The 19,241-nt window shown below is 41.5% G+C and carries 17 protein-coding genes and 1 tRNA gene; 12 read left to right on the top strand and 6 right to left on the bottom strand.

Going from position 1 to position 19,241, the window contains the following annotated elements:
* The first annotated feature begins 69 nt into the window (after positions 1 to 69).
* The 6 genes from HEQ19_24480 to HEQ19_24455 all read left to right on the top strand — a co-directional run bounded on the left by HEQ19_24480 (position 70) and on the right by HEQ19_24455 (position 4,594).
* Positions 70 to 1,068, top strand: a complete 999-nt coding sequence (locus tag HEQ19_24480) for a DnaJ C-terminal domain-containing protein (protein WYM02176.1) — start codon at positions 70 to 72, stop codon at positions 1,066 to 1,068.
* A 110-nt stretch (positions 1,069 to 1,178) separates the two neighbouring features.
* Positions 1,179 to 1,409, top strand: coding sequence for a hypothetical protein (locus HEQ19_24475; protein ID WYM02175.1), 231 nt, complete (start codon positions 1,179 to 1,181; stop codon positions 1,407 to 1,409).
* Positions 1,390 to 1,671, top strand: a complete 282-nt coding sequence (locus tag HEQ19_24470; protein ID WYM03588.1) for a type II toxin-antitoxin system YafQ family toxin — start codon at positions 1,390 to 1,392, stop codon at positions 1,669 to 1,671. Before HEQ19_24475 ends, HEQ19_24470 begins: the two co-directional genes overlap by 20 nt.
* Before the next feature lie 344 nt (positions 1,672 to 2,015).
* The gene (locus HEQ19_24465) at positions 2,016 to 2,549 is read left to right on the top strand and encodes a J domain-containing protein (protein WYM02174.1); all 534 of its coding nucleotides are present in this window, start codon (positions 2,016 to 2,018) and stop codon (positions 2,547 to 2,549) included.
* Positions 2,550 to 2,575: 26 nt separating this feature from the next.
* The gene (locus HEQ19_24460) at positions 2,576 to 2,848 is read left to right on the top strand and encodes a DUF3143 domain-containing protein (GenBank protein WYM02173.1); all 273 of its coding nucleotides are present in this window, start codon (positions 2,576 to 2,578) and stop codon (positions 2,846 to 2,848) included.
* Positions 2,849 to 3,622: 774 nt separating this feature from the next.
* Positions 3,623 to 4,594, top strand: a complete 972-nt coding sequence (locus tag HEQ19_24455) for a hypothetical protein (GenBank protein ID WYM02172.1) — start codon at positions 3,623 to 3,625, stop codon at positions 4,592 to 4,594.
* Between the two features lie 138 nt (positions 4,595 to 4,732).
* On the opposite strand, the gene uppS is transcribed toward HEQ19_24455, so the two are convergent.
* The 4 genes from uppS to lysA form a co-directional block, all read right to left on the bottom strand.
* Complete coding sequence (uppS, locus tag HEQ19_24450; GenBank protein WYM02171.1) at positions 4,733 to 5,482, bottom strand: polyprenyl diphosphate synthase; 750 nt, start codon at positions 5,480 to 5,482, stop codon at positions 4,733 to 4,735.
* Positions 5,479 to 6,402, bottom strand: a complete 924-nt coding sequence (cdaA, locus tag HEQ19_24445) for a diadenylate cyclase CdaA (GenBank protein WYM02170.1) — start codon at positions 6,400 to 6,402, stop codon at positions 5,479 to 5,481. The genes uppS and cdaA overlap by 4 nt, the downstream gene beginning before the upstream one ends.
* A 321-nt stretch (positions 6,403 to 6,723) precedes the next feature.
* On the bottom strand, positions 6,724 to 8,025 hold the full coding sequence (gene iscB, locus HEQ19_24440) for an RNA-guided endonuclease IscB (protein WYM02169.1): 1,302 nt from the start codon (positions 8,023 to 8,025) through the stop codon (positions 6,724 to 6,726).
* 261 nt (positions 8,026 to 8,286) lie between these two features.
* Positions 8,287 to 9,696, bottom strand: coding sequence for a diaminopimelate decarboxylase (gene lysA / locus HEQ19_24435; GenBank protein ID WYM02168.1), 1,410 nt, complete (start codon positions 9,694 to 9,696; stop codon positions 8,287 to 8,289).
* A gap of 230 nt (positions 9,697 to 9,926) precedes the next feature.
* Here lysA and rimI point away from each other — a divergent pair, with 230 nt between their 5' ends.
* From rimI to HEQ19_24410, 5 genes are all read left to right on the top strand, one after another.
* On the top strand, positions 9,927 to 10,475 hold the full coding sequence (gene rimI / locus HEQ19_24430; protein WYM02167.1) for a ribosomal protein S18-alanine N-acetyltransferase: 549 nt from the start codon (positions 9,927 to 9,929) through the stop codon (positions 10,473 to 10,475).
* A gap of 356 nt (positions 10,476 to 10,831) precedes the next feature.
* The gene (locus HEQ19_24425) at positions 10,832 to 13,300 is read left to right on the top strand and encodes an ATP-dependent Clp protease ATP-binding subunit (GenBank protein WYM02166.1); all 2,469 of its coding nucleotides are present in this window, start codon (positions 10,832 to 10,834) and stop codon (positions 13,298 to 13,300) included.
* Positions 13,301 to 13,644: 344 nt separating this feature from the next.
* Positions 13,645 to 13,797, top strand: coding sequence for a hypothetical protein (locus tag HEQ19_24420; GenBank protein ID WZI67006.1), 153 nt, complete (start codon positions 13,645 to 13,647; stop codon positions 13,795 to 13,797).
* Between the two features lie 192 nt (positions 13,798 to 13,989).
* Positions 13,990 to 14,181, top strand: a complete 192-nt coding sequence (locus HEQ19_24415) for a cold shock domain-containing protein (GenBank protein WYM03587.2) — start codon at positions 13,990 to 13,992, stop codon at positions 14,179 to 14,181.
* 142 nt (positions 14,182 to 14,323) lie between these two features.
* Positions 14,324 to 14,521 carry a hypothetical protein gene (locus HEQ19_24410; GenBank protein WYM02165.1) on the top strand — a complete coding sequence of 66 codons (198 nt, stop codon included), beginning with the start codon at positions 14,324 to 14,326 and terminating at the stop codon, positions 14,519 to 14,521.
* A gap of 256 nt (positions 14,522 to 14,777) precedes the next feature.
* On the opposite strand, the gene HEQ19_24405 is transcribed toward HEQ19_24410, so the two are convergent.
* Positions 14,778 to 14,850 (bottom strand) — tRNA-Ala (locus HEQ19_24405).
* Between the two features lie 495 nt (positions 14,851 to 15,345).
* On the bottom strand, positions 15,346 to 17,043 hold the full coding sequence (locus HEQ19_24400) for an S-layer homology domain-containing protein (GenBank protein WYM03586.2): 1,698 nt from the start codon (positions 17,041 to 17,043) through the stop codon (positions 15,346 to 15,348).
* 933 nt (positions 17,044 to 17,976) lie between these two features.
* On the opposite strand from HEQ19_24400, the gene HEQ19_24395 reads away from it, so the two are divergent.
* Positions 17,977 to 19,176, top strand: a complete 1,200-nt coding sequence (locus HEQ19_24395; GenBank protein WYM02164.1) for a transposase — start codon at positions 17,977 to 17,979, stop codon at positions 19,174 to 19,176.
* Positions 19,177 to 19,241: the final 65 nt, after the last annotated feature.

The following is a 19,241-nucleotide window of genomic DNA, read 5'->3' as shown; positions in this document are numbered from 1 at the left end:
AGGAGTTAGGAGTAATCCTAACTTTTTACCACCATCTAAAATCTAAAATCTAAATTTAAATAACTGGCTATGCAAAATTTGCAGAATTTTCGCGATTACTACGAGATTTTAGGAGTACCTAAAGAAGCCACCAGTGAAGAAATTAAAAAAGTTTATCGGCGATTAGCACGACAATATCACCCTGATCTTAATCCAGGAAATAAAGAAGCAGAGGAAAAATTTAAAGATATTGGAGAGGCTTATGAAGTCCTGTCTGACCCAGCTAAACGGGCGCAGTACGACCAGTTTAGCCGCTACTGGAAGCAAAAAGGCTTTGCCAATAAACAGACACCAAAAACCAAAACCTGGGATAATCCTTCTAACGGTCGCAAAGGCAATCAAGATGTAGACCCTAGCCAATTTGCTGATTTTGAAAGCTTTATCAATCAAGTAATTGGTGTAGGCGGTCGCAAAGAGACTAAAACTGGGGGAAATAGTACCACAACTAGCGATCCATTTCGTACCCCAAAAAGCCGAGTGGAATACACAGTTCCTCCCAGTCCACCACGCGCTACCCGTCGGGATATCGAAGCTAGATTAACTTTACCACTAGAAAAAGCTTATCAAGGCGGCAATGAACGCATTCGTTTAGAAGATGGGCGATCCCTAGAAGTTACTATGCCTCCTGGTATGGTTACAGGTCAAACTATCCGCCTCCGCAACCAAGGTATTGGTGGGGGTGATTTGTACTTAAAAATTACCGTCGAACCCCATCCTTTATTTAAGCTAGATGGTATCAACATATCTTGCCAAGTTCCTGTCACACCCTCTGAAGCAGTTTTAGGCGGACAGGTAGAAGCACCAACTCTTGATGGTCCAGTGAAAATGACAATTCCTCAAGGAGTTAGGTCTGGTCAAAAATTCCGGTTAGCAAATAAAGGCTACCCCGATGATAAGGGGAAACGAGGCGATCAATTGGTCGAAATTCAAATAGTTACTCCCAAAACTATTAATGCTGAAGAACGGGAACTTTACGAAAAACTGCGCCAAATTGAAACCTTTAAACCCCGTGCTGATTTATTAGGTTAGGGATGAGAATGAGTCCAGAAGTAAAATTGAGGAAAAATGCTAAGATTCAATGAACACATTAAAAGAAAGATTCATGGTAGATGAAAAAGAACATCGTGAGAGGAAGTTCTATGATGACTTTACAAGAAATTATTAATTCTATTGAAAGTTTGCCCACAGAAGATCGAGAGTATTTATTTGAATTTCTTCGCCAGCAACGAATTGAAAATCGGCGGGTTGAAATTTTGGCTAATTTTCAGGAAGTAAAACAGGCTTTTAAAGATGGAACAGCTCATAGGGGAAGCGTTGATGATTTGATCGCTGATTTACTAGGAGATGATGATGGAAGTTGTCTGGAGTAGTGGATTTAAGCGGTCTTTTAGAAAAATTATCAAGAAAAACCCGGAATTAAAAAATAAAATTGTTAACGTATTAAGGCTTTTGGCAGATGCTCCATTTATACCATCGTTAAAGTCTCACAAATTAACAGGAGATTTAGCGGGATTGTGGTCTTGTTATGTTGCTTATGATTGTAGAATCATCTTTAATTTCTCTGAACATGAAAAATTGTTAGAAATGGTTATTTTATTAATTGATATTGGCAGCCATGATGAAGTTTATTAAATGGTAAAATAAATGTAGGACTGACGAACGAACTAGGATTTTACGTCATTAAGTATCCTTCGAGAAGCCGTTCCCGGATTGTCCCGAAGGGTGGGTCGCGAAGTAATCGCAAAGACTGATTTTTCGTCACAAATGCGTAAGTCCTAATAATTTCGATGAGCGTTTAAATATTTTCGAGATTAATTCTCATGTCCATCACATCTCTTTTAATGCTTTAATAAATATTAAATTAGATGCTAAACCTGCTGTGTGTGCTTGGCTCTCTCCACATTCACAATCGATTTAGAATATAAAAAACATCTTGAAGCAAGGTGACTCAAAAAGCCGTGAATCAAAATGGGGCAATGCCAACAAGCAGTGAACCAACATACTACACCCTGCTAGAACTGCATCCCTCAGCATCGGTTATCGACATCCGTCGTGCTTATCGAGAACTGAGCAAACGCTATCATCCAGATACTACAGAATTACCTGCGGCTCTGGCTACACCTAAATTTCAGCTTCTTAATGAAGCCTACGCCACCCTGAGTAATCCAGAACGACGGTTAAACTATGACCTGAAAATTGGCTATTCCCGTTTTGGAGTGATTCAAGCACCTCCCGATTTGAATCATTCTATGGTCAATCCCTATGATTGGTCAAAATCAGCTTACCTCGACGCCAGCGATCGCCCCCTGTCAACTGGTGAAATTTTTGCTTTGTTTATCTTGGGGTTGACGTTTTTGGGTTGTCTACTGTTGGCGATCGCCATTGGCTTAACTCGTGGTGAGGCTGCTTTCCAAACACAAATACTACCACCACATCCATCAGTACCACAGCAAATTCACCATCTTTCCCAAGAGAATAACCTTTGGGGAAATAAAAATTATTTTTGTTAATTTTGAATTTTGAGTCTTAATTACTTATGGCTTTAGTTTCCCCTGACACTCCTCTATATAACCATACCTTGCCACAAATTGAGCAGTGGCTCAAAGACCAAGGCTGTGAACAAGATGAAGCACAGCTACATTGCTGGCGTTTACAGCGTCCTCGTTGGCAAGCCGAAGTATTACTCGATGTTGAGCAAATTGTCGTCCGATATATCGAAGCTGGGGAAAATCGGCAAGATATCCAACGCTCGTTTAAGTATTCTCTCAGTCGGGAAGATATTGAACAAGCAGTTTTTGCAGGACCTTAAGCCAATACGGTTTAGTTAAGCCTAAAATTGAACATTTCCGTAGGTTGGCTTGAGGAACGTAGACCCGAAGGGGCTTCTCGTTCGCGTAGCGTCTCCGCAGGAGAAGAGTAACCCAACAAAACCCCCCCAAATATTGGGTTAGCCTACGGCTAGCTTGCTACGTCCCTCAACCCAACCTACAATTTTCCCTAACTCAACCGTATTGAGCTATGAATTTATTAACGTAAGTTGCTAAGTAAGTAGGCAGAAATAAACCAAACTATGTTAAGAAAAGTAAACAAGCCTGAAACTCTTACCAATGACCAATGACAAAGGACAAATGACGACCCTCGACCGTACGGTTTATTTGCGCCGACCTACTTAGTTAGATATGGATAACTGTATAGGTTAGAAAAGTTAACTGGCGGATAAATCCGAGTAAAATCTAGATTATTTTATATAATTACTCGCCATCCATGTGATAGTAGATTAATTATAAAACAAAAAATAGAACTTCTTTGATTGCAACTAAAATTGTTTTCTTACTCAGCATTTAGCACTAGTACCTTCAATAAATTAAGCAATTTTTCCCAGAAATATTGTTTTTATTTTTGAAACAACCTATTCTTTTGTATTAATTTGATATTGCTAACACCCTATATAGTCAAGATAAAATTAATCTAGCCTAGAGATATCAGAAAATAAAATTTATGATTTCTCTAGGTAATTGTTCAGGGAATTTTTAAGTTTTTTGAGCATTTTTTCATTCGTGGTAAGTTCTTAACAGAGTGAATTATGACGAAAAATGAATTGACTTTATCCCAGCCTCTGGCTAATCCGGTACTAATTCAAAGTAGCTTTGGCAATCTGGGTAATTTTGAACTGGTAGTCCCTGCAAATGACGGTGGTTTAGCATTCTACTGGCGGGATAATGATGATGAAAACCTGCCTTGGAATGGACCTATTTTCTTTGCTCAAGAACTAGGTCAAGTAGATGCCGTGACGATGATCCAAAGCAACTTTGGTCATGTAGGTAATTTGGAATTAGTGGCGCGGATTGGCAACCAATTGGCTTTCTTTTGGCGCGATGCTGAAGCTGAAAGTCAATGGTATGGGCCATTCGTTGTCGGTTCGGTTGAAGTGCCAGGAAATCCGGTACTAATTCAAAGTAGCTTTGGCAATCAAGGTAATTTTGAACTGGTAGTACCTGCAAATAACGGTGGTTTAGCATTCTACTGGCGGGATAATGATGATGAAAACCTGCCTTGGAATGGACCTATTTTCTTTGCTCAAGAACTAGGTCAAGTAGATGCCGTGACGATGATCCAAAGCAACTTTGGTCATGTAGGTAATTTGGAATTAGTGGCGCGGATTGGCAACCAATTGGCTTTCTTTTGGCGCGATGCTGAAGCTGAAAGTCAATGGTATGGGCCATTCGTTGTCGGTTCGGTTGAAGTGTCAGGAAATCCCGTACTAATTCAAAGTAGCTTTGGCAATCAAGGTAATTTTGAACTGGTAGTACCTGCAAATGACGGTGGTTTAGCATTCTACTGGCGGGATAATGATGATGAAAACCTGCCTTGGAATGGACCTATTTTCTTTGCTCAAGAAGTAGGTCAAGTAGATGCCGTGACGATGATCCAAAGCAACTTTGGTCATGTAGGTAATTTAGAATTAGTGGCAAGAATTGGCAACCAATTGGCATTCTTCTGGCGCGATGCGGAAGCAGAAAGTCAATGGCATGGGCCGTTCTTTTTCGCTGAGTAATCCACTCAAAAAAATGCCCAGCCATCGTTAACCATCAGAAAAAATTGGCATCTGCACGATTAAGCATTGAGATCTCACAATCAACGAATAGAGTTGGGCATTTTTTCTCGGCATAGTTAGGAACTGACACAGAAAAAATTAAACTGTCCCAAATCTCCTCTCTCGTTGCTGGTAAGCAGACAAAGCGCGGTGAAATTCAGTGCGGTCAAAATCTGGCCAGAGAGTATCGGTGATATAAATTTCCCCATAAGCCATTTGCCAAAGCAGGAAATTTGACAGGCGCATTTCTCCACTAGTACGGATTAATAAATCTGGGTCAGCAATTCCTGCTGTGTAGAGGTGGCGTTCAAATACCGCTTCATCAATTTCATCAGGTTGTAACAAACCCTGTTGGACTTTTTCGGCGATCGCTCGACAAGCCTGTAAAATTTCTTGTCGTCCACCATAATTTGTGGCTACTGTAAACCGGATAGCACGATTATTGAGAGTTTCTGCCATTGAGCGGGAAATCTCCTCTTGGAGCGATCGCGGTAAGGCCTTCAAATTTCCCACAAACTGAATTTGAACATTTTCTTCCACCATTTCTTTCAGTTCTTGGCGCAAAACTCTTTGGAACAGAGTCATTAAAAAATCTACTTCTTCCTGCGGTCGTTTCCAGTTTTCCGTCGAAAAAGCATAAGCCGTCAGGGCTTCTATTCCCCAATCTTTACAGCAGCGGAGTAAATCCTTAAGAGCATCTACTCCCCGTTTATGACCCATAATTCTGGGTAGACCTTGACGTTTAGCCCATCGACCATTGCCATCCATAATCACTGCAACGTGCTTGGGTAGTAATTCTCGTTTTAAGCCAGGAGGCAAATCTTCCAGTTCAGTTTGTTGTGCTGTCATTTTTTATTCCGAGAAGCGGTCGATGGTAATCGGAGTAAACGCGAAACTAGTGCTAGTGTATTTATACCAAGTTGACGACCCAAACTTAACAAACCAGGAGCAACAGCTTCCCGATCTCCAGATGGGGACAATCGAGCATCTAAAGACTCTTTCAGTGTCCTAATCGTCAGAGGTCTATTCAGGCTTCCCCGTTCTGCTAAGGAAATAGAACCTGTTTCTTCTGATACAACGACACAAATGCAATTTTCGACCCGCTCAGTAATTCCCATTGCCGCCCGATGGCGTGTTCCCAACTGGCGCGAGGCTGTGCGTCCCGAAAGTGGTAAAATTATACCCGATGCTACAATCCGTGAGCCACGGATTAAGGTCGCGCCATCATGTAACAAAGTTTTTGGCTGAAAAATTGTCTGTATTAGTTCCTTAGAAACCTCAGCATTCAATTTTACTCCGGGTACAGAAAAATCCCGCTCATCAATCGGGCTTGTTGTTTCCAAAATCAGCAATGCTCCAATCCGGTTTTTCGACAGTTCTTTAACTGCTTCTACAATTTCATCAATTACACTATCGGATTTTGGCACTGCAAGACTGGATGGTTGAAATAACTGACGGAATTCGCCACGTCCTAATTGTTCCAAAAATCGCCGAAACTCTGACTGGAGAGCAACCGCCATCGCCACAGCACAGCCAATGACCAATTTTTCTAGTACAAAATTTAACAATGGTAGCCCTAATCTGTTACTGATTGCTGAGGCTAACATCAAGATAATAAATCCGCGTACCATCCACAGTGTTCGGCGCTCACTAATAATAACTAGTATCATGTACGTCAGCGCCAAAACAAACATAATATCCAGAGTCCCAAGCAGCAAGGACTGCGACCATCCCAGGTTTGTCAGCCATTGCTTTGACCAATCTCTCATGACATCTGGATTACAAATACAAATACAAATACAAATACACTTAGGAGTTAGGAGTTACTCCTAACTCCTGACTCCTCACCGAATTTTAGATTTTAGATTTTAAATAATGGAATTGAAGATTCAAAATTTAAAATCTAAACTGGTCCCAAGCCCCCGAATTTATTCGTGGAATAAATCTAAAATCCAAAATCCAAAATCCAAAATTGATTCACTCCTCACCAAAGTCCTCACTTCGTGACGCTACGCGAACGCGCCGTGGAAGCCCCTGGCTTTAGACATGGGGGTAAGGCGCAGGCGAATTTATTCGCCGTCAAGATTGCTTCAAAAGGCATAACTATATCCATCCTTTTTGTGAATCGCTGAACAATATTTATGGCTTATTCCTGATATTCTTCCGGTCTTGGTAGCGATATCAAAACTACCCGTGGCACGACACAAAACACGTCCTAAATATTCGCCAACTTTTTTACCACTGGTAACAACCGCTTTAATAATATCTCCAGTTTGAAATCCAAAATGGATTTGTTTATTTGAACGATGACGAGTAGGGAACCCGAATTTATCAGTGCCAGCCATCTGCCTTGTTCCGTGTCCATTAGCTGTAATCAACAATGGTTTGATACCTTTGATATTTAATGTTGGTGTTGATTTACCAACACAAGCAGCATCAATCCAATGAGTCTTGATTAATTGCTGACTAGTTCTATTGAACTTTGTTAGACCTCCAGAGCCACATTCAACGGGTAAACCCGTAGATTTCAAAACCTCTAAAAGCTTGTATCTAGTAGCATTAACTGCTGCTGCATCAGCCAACGGTTTCTTAGCTTGTGCCAAGATTTTCTGTAACTTAGTAGGGTCTTTTTTGTTGGCGCAGCCTCTCGTAGAGAGGAAATCCTTAATATCCTTAGTCCCTTTTTTGATGTTGCATTTTTCGCAACTTAATGCAAGGTTTGTGATTGAATTAGACCCACCTTTAGAACGTGGGTGAATGTGTTCAATCTGCAAAGGTACGTCTTTGACACCACAATAGGCGCATTGCCGATTCCACTTTTCAAGTAGATATTCTCTGGTTTCATATCCAGCTAATGTACCTTGCTGATATTCCTTGCCTTCGATTTCAGGATTACGCATTAATTGCATATCAAACTTGACTAATTCGGTACTAATCGCTGTGATTGGTGCAAATTTACGCAATCTGTTTACCCATGTTTCAACATTGTGAACCCGACTCATAAGGCTAGGTGCTAACCATTCTTCTGGGCGTGTTCTGTTTAAGAATATGGGTTTTCTGTAACGGGTTTTGCGATTTCTTCTGCCACGTCTTAATTGTCTCCTTGAGGTAAGAGCATCTCTAATCGCAAAACCTCTATGTTTTAATTCATCAGCAAAAACTATTTCGCCAGTTGCATCGTTAACTAATGCTATACCTGTGGTTTTAGCACCAGGGTCAAGCTTTAATCGCAGTGGTTGTACTGGCGATGAGTGTAATTCTTTAAGAATAATAGTGAATGGAAAGCGGCGATAAATGGCTGCTTTTTTGCTCCTTAATAGTTGTCTTGCTTGTGCTGAATGAATTGGGTTTAGTGGTCTTTTTTCGGTATTAATTACAAAAACTTTGCACATAAAGTGCCTCCTTTCGGGTAATGTTAGCTTCTCCTAAGAGGAGACGCTGCGCGAACGCCAATGTTAGTGGTCGGTAACTATCCAAACTGCACTGACTTAACCCTTGTACATCTGTTTAACAGTTTGGTTCTAGAGCAAGGAACTAGCTACGCATTCCCTGGTAGGTCTTAAACTCTTGCCACTAACGTAGTCAGTTAAGACTTAGGCTGGTCAGATGGGCTTTTTCAAGCCCCCGCCTTTAGGCGTGGGGTTTCTGACTCTTTACTTAAGTCTTTCTGGTAGGCAATCTTGGCGAATCACATCTTGATAAGTTTCACGCCGTAAAATCAAGTTGGCTTCGCCATTTGCCACTAAAACTGCTGCCGGTCGCGGTAAGCGGTTATAGTTAGATGCCATACTGTAATTGTACGCACCAGTTCCCATAACTACGAAAATATCTCCTGGTTCAGTTTTTGGCAGGCGGGCATTTTTGATTAAAATATCCCCTGATTCACAATGTTTACCGGCAATTGTGACAGTTTCTGTGAGCGGAGCAGATATTTTATTGGCAACTACTGCTCGATAAACTGACTGGTAAGTAATTGGGCGCGGATTATCCGACATTCCTCCATCAACTGCCACGTAGGTGCGAATTTCTGGAATAACTTTGGATGAACCAATAGTATAAGCAGTGACGCAAGCTGTGGCAATCAGCGATCGCCCCGGTTCCGATAGTAATTTTGGCAAAGGCAGATTTTCGGCTGCACAAGCGGATTGAATTACTTCACAAATCGCCTTTACCCATTCTTCAATACTCGGGGGGTCGTCAGATTCTGTATACTTAATCCCTAAACCACCACCAACATTTAACTCGGTAATATTTAAACTATATTTTCCTGCTTCTCGTAACCACTGCACCATCACAGCAGCTAAATCTTGATGGGGTTGGCGTTCAAAAATTTGGGAACCAATATGAGCATGTAACCCTACGCAGTTAAGGCTAGATTGCTGACTGACAAAGCTGAAAACTTCATCTAAATCATTTGGATCAAAGCCAAATTTACTATCTAAGTGTCCAGTACGAATGTATTCATGTGTATGACATTCAATACCTGGAGTTACCCGTAGCATAATCGGAGTGCTGGGGAGAGAACTTCCCCTGTTCTCCCCATTTATCTGGACTAGGGTCTTTAACTCATGCCAGTTATCCACCACAATGGTGACACCAGAGTCAATAGCTAAAACTAGTTCTTCACGAGATTTATTATTACCGTGGAGATAGATTTTATCAGGATTGACACCAGCACTCAGGGCGGTGTATAGTTCACCACCAGAAACCACATCAATTCCTAACCCTTCTGATGCGGCGATCGCACAGACTGCTAAACAATTCCACGCTTTTGAGGCATATAATACCTGAGATTCACCTTGATAATATTGCTTGAAAGCATCCCGATATTGCTGACAAGCCGTACGCAGGGTTTCTTCATCTAAAATATACAAGGGTGAGCCAAACTGTTGAACTAGGGTTGTGATATCACAACCACCAATTTCCAGACATCCATAACTATTGACTTTGGCACTCAAAGGTAGAAGTTCCTGATTGGGCGAAATATTCCCATTTGTGCTGCTCCCTTGAGCTAAAAATTGACTGCCAGCCTCTTGAACCCCAGCAGGGTAAGTCGATACCATAATATAAAAGTTGTCCTTAATCAAATTACGGGCGTGAATATTTGCCTGATAAAACTTACACAAATCGAGGAAAACTAAATATTTACTTCGATTTGTGTAAGTTTACTTCTCGTTTCCACCAAGCCCGCCGGCGGGTCTTGTCCACGAGCGTTGATTTCGCGCTGGCCGCACGTATTTTCTCGTCTCCCGATTCTCAGTTTACAAAGAGTTTGCTTTTCTTTCCAACACTTGTGATCTCATTAGATTTAGAATTACAATCACTGACATCAGATCATCTGAGTGCATTGCTGGAACTTGATCAAGTTTGTTTTGGCGGTATGTGGACTCTAGACGCCTACCAACGAGAATTGGACAGTCCCAACAGTGATTTACTTGGTTTATTCTCCCCTCCCTCTAGCTTGAATCTGCTGGGAATGGGTTGCTTTTGGTCAATTTTAGAAGAAGCCCACATTACAATTTTGGCAGTTCATCCCGAATATCACCGTCAAGGTTTAGGGCAGGCTTTGCTATGTGCCCTTCTCAAGACAGCTAGCGATCGCGGCTTAGAACGAGCTACCCTCGAAGTCCGAGCTTCCAACTTGGGGGCTATATCTTTATATCAAAAATTTGGCTTCAAAACAGCTGGACGCCGCCCACGTTATTACAAAGATCACGAGGATGCTTTAATTCTTTGGCGTTCAGATTTACAACAGCCCCAATTTTCCGCAACTTTACGCCAGTGGGAGACTATTGTTAGCGATCGCCTCAGCAAATCCTCTTGGCATATGAAAAAAACATAAACTTTTCTTTACCACTTTATATGAGAATTATTTATTTCGATACAGTTTTTAATTTAAAAAAAATATCATTCCCAAAAATAGTTGATTTTGCGAAATAGATATGATACATATCTTCCTTTGGAAGTGGTTGAAAAAAGTTCAATTCCGAGGCTTTTTTGTGCGTAGTTAATCCCAAAAACCCTAGGAAATTGTACTTCATCAGTACCGAATCCAGACATAAGTTATAAATAATTAACGATTACGCCATCAACTTGAGTAATAATGCGTGGATGCCGATTTTTTGATACAAGCATCTAAAATCTTAGCCTGTGCTAAAATCAGCATACCGGCACGACGCAGGTGATGGGAAAAATGCCATGTTTGAACGCTTCACAGAAAAAGCCATTAAGGTAATCATGCTGGCCCAAGAAGAGGCCCGCCGTTTAGGCCACAATTTCGTCGGCACTGAACAGATCCTCCTGGGTCTGATTGGTGAAGGGACGGGAGTTGCGGCTAAGGTGCTGAAATCAATGGGGGTCAATCTCAAAGACGCCCGAATTGAAGTAGAGAAAATCATAGGCCGGGGTTCGGGCTTTGTGGCCGTGGAAATTCCGTTTACGCCACGGGCAAAGCGAGTTCTGGAACTATCCTTAGAAGAAGCGCGCCAATTAGGCCATAACTACATTGGCACCGAGCATCTGTTGTTGGGCCTGATCCGGGAAGGGGAAGGTGTAGCAGCCAGAGTGCTAGAAAATCTTGGTGTGGATCTATCTAAGGTAAGAACCCAAGTAATTCGGATGCTGGGAGAAACAGCAGAAGTTTCTTCGCCTGGACAATCAGGACGCACCAAAACTCCAACCTTGGATGAATTTGGCTCCAACCTGACCCAAATGGCAACGGATAATAAACTCGATCCGGTGGTAGGACGCGCTAAAGAAATCGAGCGTGTAATTCAGATTTTGGGACGCCGGACGAAAAATAACCCAGTGCTAATTGGCGAACCAGGGGTTGGTAAAACGGCGATCGCTGAAGGTTTAGCGACACGGATTGCTAACAAAGATGTCCCCGACATCCTGGAAGATAAGCGCGTAGTTACACTGGATATCGGCTTGCTGGTAGCAGGTACCAAGTACCGAGGCGAATTTGAAGAACGCCTAAAGAAAATCATGGATGAAATCCGCTCGGCGGGTAACGTGATTCTGGTGATTGACGAGGTACACACCCTCATTGGTGCGGGTGCGGCTGAAGGAGCGATTGATGCGGCAAATATCCTCAAGCCAGCATTGGCCAGAGGGGAATTGCAATGTATCGGCGCGACAACCTTGGATGAATACCGCAAGCACATTGAGCGGGATGCAGCATTAGAGCGGCGCTTCCAGCCAGTCATGGTAGGTGAACCCTCAGTTGACGAAACAATTGAGATTTTGCATGGGCTGCGTGAGCGCTACGAGCAACACCACAAGCTGAAAATCTCTGATGAAGCATTGGTAGCGGCGGCGAAATTATCTGATCGTTATATTAGCGATCGCTATCTTCCAGATAAAGCGATTGACTTAATTGACGAAGCCGGTTCTCGCGTGCGCTTGATTAACTCCCAACTACCACCAGCAGCCAAAGAGTTAGACAAAGAACTGCGCCAAATCTTAAAAGAAAAAGATGACGCCGTTCGTTCCCAAGACTTTGACCGAGCCGGGGAACTGCGCGATCGCGAAATGGAAATCAAAGCCGAAATCCGGGCGATCGCTCAAACCAAGTCTAACGCCACTGGTAACGAAGGTCTAGAACCTGTGGTGACAGAAGAGGATATTGCCCACATCGTCGCTTCCTGGACTGGTGTACCGGTGAACAAACTCACCGAATCCGAATCTGAGAAGCTGTTGCACATGGAAGACACCTTACACCAGCGTCTCATCGGTCAAGAAGAGGCTGTAAAGGCAGTTTCCCGCGCCATTCGTCGCGCTCGTGTCGGCTTGAAAAATCCCAACCGACCCATCGCTAGCTTTGTCTTCTCAGGTCCGACCGGCGTTGGTAAAACTGAGTTAGCGAAATCCTTGGCTTCTTACTTCTTCGGTTCTGAAGAAGCGATGATTCGCTTGGATATGTCGGAATACATGGAGCGCCACACCGTCAGCAAACTGATTGGTTCGCCTCCTGGATATGTTGGTTATAACGAAGGCGGTCAGTTGACCGAAGCCGTGCGGCGGCGTCCTTACACCGTGGTGCTATTCGACGAAATCGAAAAAGCTCACCCCGATGTCTTCAACATGCTGCTGCAAATCTTAGAAGACGGTCGGTTAACCGATGCCAAAGGTCGCACGGTGGACTTCAAGAACACCTTGCTGATTTTAACATCAAATATCGGTTCTAAGGTAATTGAAAAAGGCGGCGGCGGTATCGGCTTTGAGTTTGGCGAAGATCAAAGCGAATCGCAGTACAACCGCATTAAAAACTTGGTGAACGAAGAACTGAAGCAATACTTCCGTCCAGAGTTCCTCAACCGTCTAGATGAAATTATCGTCTTCCGTCAGTTGAGCAAGGTGGAAGTTACCCAAATCGCCGAAATCATGCTCAAAGAAGTGTTTGGTCGCCTAACAGAAAAAGGTATCACCTTAGAAGTGAGCGATCGCTTCAAGGATCGCTTGATAACTGAGGGTTACAGCCCCAGTTACGGTGCTAGACCCTTACGTCGGGCGATTATGCGCTTGTTAGAAGATAGCCTAGCAGAAGAAATTCTGTCTGGTCGCATTAAAGATGGCGATATCGCCTTCGTTGATGTCGATGAAACCGGCACTGTAAATGTAACTTCTCAACAGCGACGGGAATTATTACCTCAAGGGGTTGAGTAAGATTTAAAATTTCAAATTTGGGATTAAATCTCAAATAATAAATTAGAAAACGGTAGAGTGTTTATTGCTCTACCGTTTTTTTGTTTTCTTGCCGGTTATGGATAGGCTGTTGATGTAAAGTATAAAAATACGAATAATGAATAAAATTGAGCATGAAATTATTCTTGATGCTAGACAAGTTGCCAAGCATATAGCCCAATACAGTTCAGTTAAGGAAAATTGTCGTAGGGGCACGGCACGAATAAAATTGTCATTAGAAGAAAAAATTTTGGATGCCGTGCCCCTACAGTGTATATCATTCGAGCCTAACTGAACTGTATTGGCATATAGCCGGTACACCTCAAATGCAAAGACTCCTTAAACGAGGACTAGCGGCGCATGTGTTTGACGATGAGACTACCATGAACCAAGTAGCTCAAGCCATAATAGAAAATGGAGATTTCACTGGAATAATTCGCGGATATCAGCGCTACGGAATGTGGTTCTTGCGTACTTAACGTGCTAAATTTTTAATTACAGTCGATAACTTTGTTTTAAAATCAAAGCTTACAGGCGCTTATAGCCAAAATTTTAATCATCAGACCTAAAAGGCAGTAAATAATGGCTGTCATCTTATCCCAGCAAGGAGTTCAAGCTTATTTTTCAACATATTTAGCACGCTAAGTACGCAAGAACCAAAGAGTACAATTGTGAACTTAAAGCAAGGTTACGGATTCATTAAATGGCCGCCTAATAATTTGTTCTTTCACTATACCGATCTCGTTAATGCAGATTTTAATGATTTAACAGAAGGAGCAAGTGTACAGTTTTCTATAGGTAAAAATGATCAGGGGGAAGATGTTGCTAAAAACGTTCAGCTTTTAGCAGAATCTGATTCATAGAAAAAGTACAACATCTGCAAATATAGCAATAATGTTTTATTTCTTTATCCGATACAAGTATCTGTAGGGTGGGCAATGCCCACTCTTGGTGTATTTCAAAAATAAAATAGTATCCCTATAGACTAACCTCGTCTGGCCTGGTGTGGATCTAATTGTTAAAGGCGAAGTAAGAGCGGACGAGTTACTCAATAAATTCCCTCTACAAACTATCCGAGTCACAGAAACTTTGCCGACAAAACCGTGGAATATCTTGATTCTTATTGCCATCATCACTTTGATTGCTATCCTGGGTTCAGGATATTCGTGGTTATTGCACTCTGGTAATGTTTTTAGTCTATAATTAGGGGAGTGCTGATGATATCGTTACCATGCAGAGCCTATAGGTGACAACTTAAGAAAAAGGTAAGCTTGTCAACAAGATTATTGACAACTCATACGTCCATTTCCTTATCAACCACAGGTTCATAAGGGAATGGATGCAATCGTGTCTACGGCACGCTGCGCGAAGGTCAATCCCCACACTGCGAGTACGCTGTTCGCGTAGAACAATTTCAACTTTTTTCTTTAAAAGTGAGAATAATTATTTAATCTTCAAATGGAGCTAAGCGGATTCGAACCGCTGACCCCTTCAATGCCATTGAAGTGCGCTACCAACTGCGCTATAACCCCTTAAGTCTTACAGAGTAAGTATTCTAACTTTCCTCTCTTTAAACTATTCACTAATATTATGACAGTTTATCACAGTTTTTGCTTCTCTTAATAAAACTTAATATTTAAAGTATAAAAAAATAACAAACAACCCTAGTCTTTCTAGGGAAAGCTAGAGGATATTGTATTTAATACTCAAATGATATTTGTATTCACATTTTAGGCAAATAATCTGTGTTTTAAAATACAAATTAGATGCGCTTACCCTGATGATAACCCAATACAGTTCAGTTAGACTCAAATGGTATACAGTGTAGGGGCACGGCATCCAAAATCTTTTCTTCTAATGACAATTTTATTCGTGCCGTGCCCCTACGACAATTTTCCTTAACTGAACTGTATTGGATGATAACCCCCTCCTTGCTTGCGCTTAGGGGGTTAGAGGTGGGGTTCTTGTACCTGATCAATCGAGCATATTCATAAGATAATGGTGCAAGATATGACACTACTTAACTCTTAAAAGTTATAGCCAACTCCGAATAGCAGTCCCACATCAGTTTCATTCAAAAAAGCTGCATTTATTGCGCCTGTTACCGTAAAACGCGAACTTAAAGGAATGTCTACACCGCCAGTTAGCAGCAAACCAAAATTAGTATCGCCCTTGGCTTCAACAGCTAGACCAGCACCTACATAAGGAGATATCGGAAACATTTGTTCACCTGTAGGATTGACTGAACGGGGAAAGAAATCCAAAGTCACAGGCACGAAAAACAGTGTATTTTCGCCAAAAATGACCGATGGTCGTACTGATACAGCGTTTGTCAGACCAATTTTGCTAATAACCGCTACGTTACCTTCGCTGATAGCTGCATTACCAAGTAAACCAATATTACCAGCAACGCCGACATAGCTAGAGCCACCGCGAGTGCTTGTACCTGGTGTCACACCATTGGTAGTAGTTCCTCCCTGATTAGTTCCCTCTGGCGGCTGTTGACTAACTCCTAGGGTAGGTGGTAATAGGACTTCGTTAATAGGATAGATCACACCATTGCTGGCTGGAACTCCTGTTTGGAGAACTCTTGCGCCATTGACTGAAATTTGATTGCTAGCAGGATCAGTTTTGATGTTTACAGGCGCGTTCTCAACCGTTGTCACTTCAGAACCCGAAAGTTGACTAGCAGTTAGTTGACCAGGAACCACATGGTATCTCAAAATTTTAATCAGTGTTTCTCGGTTTTCTGGTAGCTGTAGCTGTTGTATAGTCCCAGGAGGTAAAGCCGCAAAGGCTGCATCAGTGGGCGCAAAAACTGTATAAGGCCCCGATTGTTGTAGAGTATCTGTTAGACCTGCTGTTTTTAATAACAAGGTCAGGGTTGTCAAAGAATTACTAGATGCAGCAACAGAAACAATGTCATTTCTGGTTTGAGTATTTCCAGTTTGAGTATTGCCAGGAGTTCTACCCGCGATATAATTAGCGGCGGGTTCGTTGCTAGCAAGGGGTGGTAATTGTCCCTGCTTAACCAAAGCTTGATACAAAATTGCCGCAGCTTCAGCACGAGTTAAAGGCGCTGCTGGATTAAGTTGATTTACATTGGGATAGTTGACAACAAGATTGGCTTGTGTAGCCGCTGCGATATTATTCATCGCATAATTTGGAATCGCTGAGGCGTCTGTATAATAGGTATCCGCACCACCTAACCCAGTTTGGCTAGTATTTAAACCTAAACCATTTGTTATAGCTACAATCGCCTGTACTTTAGGAATTTGCTGATTTGGTCGAAACAAATTACCCGGATAACCCGTCATAAATCCAGTTTCATAAGCTTTCTGAATTGCTGTAGCCGCCCAGTAATTAGCAGGAACATCACTAAATCTAGTTGCACTTTCGCGAATTGGGTTTTGGTTAAAAGCTTTTTGAATCATTGTCGCAAATTCAGCCCGATTCACTGGTTGGTCTGGCTTAAAAGTTCCATCAGGAAAGCCAGCAATAATATTTCTTTTGACTAGGGCTTGAATAAATGGATGCGCCCAATAATCTGAACCAACATCAGACAAATTAGCAGATGAAGCAGGAGTATTTGAGGGGGTTGTACTCGGAACAGGAGTTTGAGCTAAACCTACATGAGAAATTGTCATGGGAGTTAACATAGCGGCTGTTATTCCCAGGGTTAACAAAGTTACCTTTGCTGATGACCAACAAAATAAATTACCCACAAAAATGTCCTCCAGAAAATACTAGAATCGTTTTTACAATAAATAAAATATCTTGAAATTCACTTGTAGCCGCTGTCTAACATTAGTTAGAAATAGTGAATATAGAACAATACGCTTGGTGTTAGGGAGAATCGTAGGTTTGGTTGAGGTTTTTCGCTCTAACTGAACCGTCTTGTAATATCTGAATTTTCCTGGTCTACTGAGCTATATCAGAGCAAGCTCCTCGTTTGGGCTTAGGGGGTGGGGTTATGGTACCTCACTCAACTGAAAACCGACATACAGGATTCCTATTAGTATCAGGGAAATGAATTTCTCTGGCTATTTGTCCTGGTTATTTATATTTCATTCCAATATATTGTCTTGAATATTGAATATACAACTAGCTAACGGACGCATGTTTAACTAGATTTTTCAGCCTTTAGATAGTTGACAGCAATGGTACATAAAAAAATATGATGGACTTGTTGTAAAAGTAGATTTTTTTTGAATTGAACTTACAAAATTTCGACTATCAGCCCCAAGAGGTAAAAGAGTACAGCACTTTTGCAGAGAGTTAGCACAGCAAAGTCAAGGATATTAGCCTCAACCATTGCCCTTAGACTATTGGCTAGCTAGAATAGTGACAAATAGCCCTCTAGCTGTGGAGCATCTTATCCTGGAAACTTTTGCCTGGTAGCAACTTGGGTTATGTAGTCAGCGTCTCTATCTCTGTTTGTATCCCTGATCTTTGGGACTAAATTGCTCTCTTCTCTGGGAGAGGCTACGCCAATGAGACGCTGGGCGTATCTTGATTCCCCAGAGGGGTTGTGAACAGTAAACAGTAAAGCTCATAAATACTACTAAATACTATTTAAATCTGATAAGGTTATGCTATATAGTATATGTATTGGAGTAAATTGCTATGCACAGCATAGCAGAAAGAAGGAGGAAAAAATGATTTTAGTTGAAAGACATATCATTAAACAATCTCACCCACATTGGCAACAGATTGATCAACTATCCTTCCTGTCAAAAAACTTATACAATGCAGCTAATTACATTTGTCGTCAACATTTCTTTGCTACTGGTAAAAAGTATAGTCTGACTGATCTTTATCATCTGACTAAAGACTGTGTAGATTATCGTGCTTTACCGACAAAAGTTAGTAAACAAATTATTAAACGACTGGTTTCTACTTGGACTGGTTACTTTGAAGCACACAAAGAATGGAAGAAGAATCCTTCTAAGTTTTTAGGTGAACCGAGAATACCAGGTTACAAGGATAAGACTAAAGGACGCAACGTAGTTATCTATTATCATGAGTCAGTATACAAAGCTGAACTAAAACTTGGTATCTGTCACTTGTCAATGAGTGATATTCAGATTCCAACTAAGGTAGATAATGTAGTTGAGGTGCGATTAATACCTCGTCCGACTTGTTATGTAGTTGAGATTGTATATTATAAGCAGGAAGAGGAACAATCTACCAGTGAGTATGTAGCGGGCGTTGACCTTGGTTTAACTAACTTAGTAGCCTTAACTTCAAACAAAGGCGGATTTACACCTTTGTTGATTAATGGACGACCTTTAAAGTCAGTAAACCAGTTCTATAACAAAACTAAGGCTAAGTTACAAGCTCAGTTAGGTGAGAAACGCAAATCAAGTAAGCGGATTCAATCTCTAACTACCTATAGAAACAATTACGTTGACAATTATCTGCACAATACAAGTAGAACCATAGTTAACCTACTTAGAGCTAGTGATATTGGTACTTTAGTTATAGGTAAAAACAATAACTGGAAGCAAAATATCAATATAGGTAAAAAGAACAATCAATCTTTTACACAGATTCCCCATGCAAGATTAATTGACCAGATAACATACAAATGTCAATTAGCAGGAATCAAAGTTGTAGTGACTGAAGAATCTTATACCAGTAAGACAAGTGCATTAGACCTAGAGCAGCCCGTTAAACACTCTACGTATTTAGGTAAGAGAGTTAAGCGTGGTTTATTTGAGTCTAGTAATGGAACCAAGATTAATGCAGATGTCAATGGTTCTTTACAAATATCTAGAAAAGTATTCCCCAATGCTTATACAGCAGAGGAGATAGTGAGTGCAGCCGTTGCACCTCTAAAGGTTTTGCCTTTATAAAGACGAAAACCATTACGCATTTCTACACTAGTAGATTTTAGTAGGTTTTGTCAAACGGTTTATGA

Source organism: Gloeotrichia echinulata CP02, assembly GCA_038087035.1.
Classification (GTDB): Bacteria; Cyanobacteriota; Cyanobacteriia; order Cyanobacteriales; family Nostocaceae; genus Gloeotrichia; species Gloeotrichia echinulata.
This window is presented reverse-complemented; position numbering and strand designations above follow the sequence as displayed.

Coding starts and splice junctions, on each gene's coding strand:
- iscB (WYM02169.1), bottom strand. CDS start 8,025: ATGTGCAAAGTTTTTGTAATTAATACCGAAAAAAGACCACTAAACCCA.
- uppS (WYM02171.1), bottom strand. CDS start 5,482: ATGACAGCACAACAAACTGAACTGGAAGATTTGCCTCCTGGCTTAAAA.
- HEQ19_24455 (WYM02172.1), top strand. CDS start 3,623: ATGACGAAAAATGAATTGACTTTATCCCAGCCTCTGGCTAATCCGGTA.
- HEQ19_24470 (WYM03588.1), top strand. CDS start 1,390: ATGGAAGTTGTCTGGAGTAGTGGATTTAAGCGGTCTTTTAGAAAAATT.
- HEQ19_24480 (WYM02176.1), top strand. CDS start 70: ATGCAAAATTTGCAGAATTTTCGCGATTACTACGAGATTTTAGGAGTA.
- HEQ19_24420 (WZI67006.1), top strand. CDS start 13,645: ATGCAAAGACTCCTTAAACGAGGACTAGCGGCGCATGTGTTTGACGAT.
- cdaA (WYM02170.1), bottom strand. CDS start 6,402: ATGAGAGATTGGTCAAAGCAATGGCTGACAAACCTGGGATGGTCGCAG.
- HEQ19_24425 (WYM02166.1), top strand. CDS start 10,832: ATGTTTGAACGCTTCACAGAAAAAGCCATTAAGGTAATCATGCTGGCC.
- HEQ19_24465 (WYM02174.1), top strand. CDS start 2,016: ATGCCAACAAGCAGTGAACCAACATACTACACCCTGCTAGAACTGCAT.
- HEQ19_24395 (WYM02164.1), top strand. CDS start 17,977: ATGATTTTAGTTGAAAGACATATCATTAAACAATCTCACCCACATTGG.
- HEQ19_24475 (WYM02175.1), top strand. CDS start 1,179: ATGATGACTTTACAAGAAATTATTAATTCTATTGAAAGTTTGCCCACA.
- HEQ19_24460 (WYM02173.1), top strand. CDS start 2,576: ATGGCTTTAGTTTCCCCTGACACTCCTCTATATAACCATACCTTGCCA.
- lysA (WYM02168.1), bottom strand. CDS start 9,696: ATGGTATCGACTTACCCTGCTGGGGTTCAAGAGGCTGGCAGTCAATTT.